Below are 3485 nucleotides of genomic sequence, written 5' to 3' on the forward strand. Positions count from 1 at the left end.
CCCGCCAGTCCCGCGCCATAAGGCGTGCGCAGGACGCCATAAAATCGGTAAGATCCCCGTCGGGCGGTGAGACCAGCGATGAAGCCCACCCCATCACGTGATCGGCCGTAAAACACCGGTTGCCCCAGCCGAGACAGATGTGATTTCCGATGTGCCCGGGCGTGTGCAGAACCTCAAGTGACCAGCCGTCGCCTTCGATAATATCACCGTCTGCGAGGGTCTCATCAGGCGAAAACGCGGTGTCAATGCCTTCGCCTCCTTCTGCCATACCGGTCAGCGCCAGGCGTGTCATTACCGTTGACCGGCCCGCGTGTGCGGGGCCGAAACCGAGGACGGGCGCTCCTGTTGCGGCACTCAGCCCGGCGGCCAGCGGCGAGTGATCCAGATGCGCATGGGTAACGATAATGTGGCTGATGCGCTGTCCGGGCAGCACGGCATCAAGGATCGCCCGGAGATGTGGCTCGCTCACCGGACCCGGATCGATTACGGCAAGGTCCCGCGTGCCCAAAAGATAGGTGTTGGTGCCGCGAAAGGTCATCGGTGACGGGTTCGGTGCCAGAATTCGCCGCAGCCCGGGTTCAGCCTCCTCCGCGACCCCCGGGGCCGGATCAAACTCTGCAGGCGACGGCATCTTATTCGCTCTTTCTTACGGGCAGGTACGCGGATAGGGTCCGTGCCATGATGTTCGGCTGGCTCAAACAGTATATGCCGCGCAGTCTTTATGCCCGGGCTGTGCTGATCCTGTTGCTGCCGGTTGTGGTCGTACAACTGGTGGTGACGGTACTGTTTCTGACACGGCATTTTGAGGATGTCACGCGGCAGATGACCGACACTGTGGCGCGCGAACTGCGGCTGGTGATGGATGTGGTAGATGCCTCGCCGGACCGGGCCTCGGTGCCTGACAGGGTGATCACCGAAGCGGGGAGGCTTGCGCTGACCGCCGAACCTGTGCCTGCGGATGAGGTGCCGGAAGAGGATATGCGGCTGTGGTATGACTTTTCCGGTCGTGTAATCCTGCGCGAACTGCCCGAAAAAATTGCGGCGCTGCTGGCCATTGATCTGACCGACGACAGGCGTGTGGATGTCTATGCCGACAGCCGGCACGGCCCGGTCCGGCTCAGCTTTGACAGACGCAGGATATCGGCATCGAACCCGCATCAGCTCTTTGTAAACATGCTGTTTTTCGGCGGTCTGATCACGGTAATCGCCATTCTCTATCTGCGCAATCAGTTGCGACCGATCAAGCGTCTGGCGCGGGCGGCCGAAGCCTTCGGGCGGGGGCGGCATGAACCCTATTCGCCCTCGGGTGCAAGTGAGGTGCGTGCGGCCGGCAATGCGTTTCTTGATATGCGGAACCGGATTGAACGGCAGATCGAACAGCGCACGCTGATGCTTTCCGGTGTCAGCCACGATCTGCGCACGCCGCTCACACGCATGCGGCTGAGCCTGTCGATGCTAGACGATGAAGAGCGCGAACTGCTGGAGCGTGACGTTGATGACATGCAGCAGATGCTTGATGCGTTTCTGAACTTTGTCAAAGGTGCCTCAGAAGGCAGCGCGGAGCCTGTTGATCCGCATGCCTTTGTCGCGGAAGCAGTGCAGGAAGCGCGCCGGGCAGGGCGCGAGGTGACGCTTCTGCCCCCTGAGGGAGACGGCGCGGGTCAGGTGAAGCTCAACCGTCTCGCGATGCGGCGTGCGATCGATAACCTGATCTCGAATGCGGCCCGTTATGGCGCGAAGGCAGAGGTGTCGGTGATGCTCAGCGACAAATCCTTGCGGATCCGGGTTGAGGACGATGGCCCGGGCATTCCGGCCGAGCGTCGCGAAGAAGCTACACGGCCGTTTTCGCGACTGGATCCGGCGCGCAATCAGGACAGGGGCGGGGGCGTCGGTCTGGGCCTTGCGATTGCAACCGATATCGCCCGGGCGCATGGCGGTGTTTTGCGGCTGGGCGAATCTGCCCGTCTGGGCGGGTTGCGGGCGGATATCGTGATTGCGCGGTGACTGCCGCAAACCCCCTTGAGTGGCCCGCGCTGGCCAGGGGCCTGCCGGATCAGCTCCCGTTGAAGCGATTCAGCATCCCCTGTGCATTGAGAATATCCGGAGTATCGAAACCTTCGGTGAACTGATTAAGCGTTGAGCGCAGCAAAGTGCGCGCACGTTCGGGCTGGCTGTCATGCAGGAAGTCTGCGAGCGTCGTGGCGGCCCGCAATTCCCAGGATAACGACTGCTGGGCCTGCGCGGCCTTATAAGCCATCTCCAGTTGTGCTTCTGCTTCCGGCGCGCGATCCGATTTCATCAGCACTTTTCCGTAGATGCGCCGCAATTCGGGAAGGTGCGCATTTTCGCGGTATGTCTCAATCTGTCGGATGCTCTGTTCGATCATCTGCAGCGCCTTATCTACTTCGCCGGTTTCGGCCCTTGCTTCGGCTTCCCGCGTGCGCAGATAGCTGAGCCAGACGCGGTGGCCGGTTTTGTGAAACCGGTGGATCGCCCGATGCAGCAGATCGGCGCTCTCGTCGTACCGCCCGAGATGATAGAGCGCCAGACCGCGGTTAATCGGCACCATAACGTTGGTCATCACCGCAAGGCCATACTGCGTCCCGATGCGCTCCGCCTCATCGGCGCGATCCATCAGCGATTGCGGATCCCTTAAGTATTCAAATACCTGGGCACCGAGAGTGAGAGAAAATGTTGTATCGAAGGGGTGACCGCGCCGGCGCGAGTTCTGGTCTTTCTCGTCGCTGACCACACGCGCCTGATCCGGAAAACCGGTCATCCACAGGATCTGTGAGCGGTAGACCCCTTCGCCGCTGAACGGGTCGTTGTTGGTGGTCGTGGTGATGTTGTGGTGGGCCACGGGATCGTAAAGCCGGCGCACCCGGTCTCCCGATCTGAGGGCCTCGCGAAACTCCCCGCGCCAGAAATAGGCCGCTGACGACGCGCGATGCCCCATGATCACCAGTTCTTCGTCGCCTTTGGCCTCGCCGATATCGAGCAGTTGCCGTGCGCAGTTCAGTGAAGAGGTCATGTCGCAGACCGAGAAGTAATGGATGTTGAGCGTGTTCAGTATCGGCAGGAAACTGCTGTCGTGATCAAGCGCCTTGGCAAGTGCCAGTGCCGGTTCCAGAATGCCGGCGACTTCGGTTTTTCCCCAGCCATGCTGTGCCATGATCAGCGGACCCAGTTGTTTGCGCACTTCGAGTTCAAGCTGCTGAACGGCTGCTGAATTGCCCAGCGTACCGATCAGTTTCAGCGCCTTCTCGAAATAGGAAATTCCCTCGACAATCGCAAAACGCCGCACCGCCAGTTCACCGGCTTTGGTGTAATACTCAGCGGCTTTCAGGCTGAGGGACGCCTGCTCGAAGTGCTGGGCAAGGATTTCCGGGGCGGATCGTGCCGTCTCGCCATTCTGCTCTTCAAACCCCTTTGCGATCTTGCCGTGAAGGGCTTTGCGGATACTGCGCAACAGCGAGTCGCGCGCG

The 3485-nt window shown here is 60.9% G+C and carries 3 protein-coding genes; 1 reads left to right on the plus strand and 2 read right to left on the minus strand.

The annotated features are described in order from the left end of the window. The coding region (locus Q0M35_RS18130; protein WP_295317652.1) for an MBL fold metallo-hydrolase at positions 1-631 on the minus strand (631 nt) is incomplete at its 3' end. A 47-nt stretch (positions 632-678) separates the two neighbouring features. On the opposite strand from Q0M35_RS18130, the gene Q0M35_RS18135 reads away from it, so the two are divergent. Then, positions 679-2004, plus strand: a complete 1326-nt coding sequence (locus Q0M35_RS18135) for an ATP-binding protein (protein ID WP_295317653.1) — start codon at positions 679-681, stop codon at positions 2002-2004. 49 nt (positions 2005-2053) lie between these two features. On the opposite strand, the gene Q0M35_RS18140 is transcribed toward Q0M35_RS18135, so the two are convergent. Then, the coding region (locus tag Q0M35_RS18140; RefSeq protein WP_295317654.1) for a hypothetical protein at positions 2054-3485 on the minus strand (1432 nt) is incomplete at its 5' end.

Origin of the sequence: Roseobacter sp., assembly GCF_024639605.1 — a bacterium.
GTDB lineage: Bacteria > Pseudomonadota > Alphaproteobacteria > Rhodobacterales > Rhodobacteraceae > Roseobacter.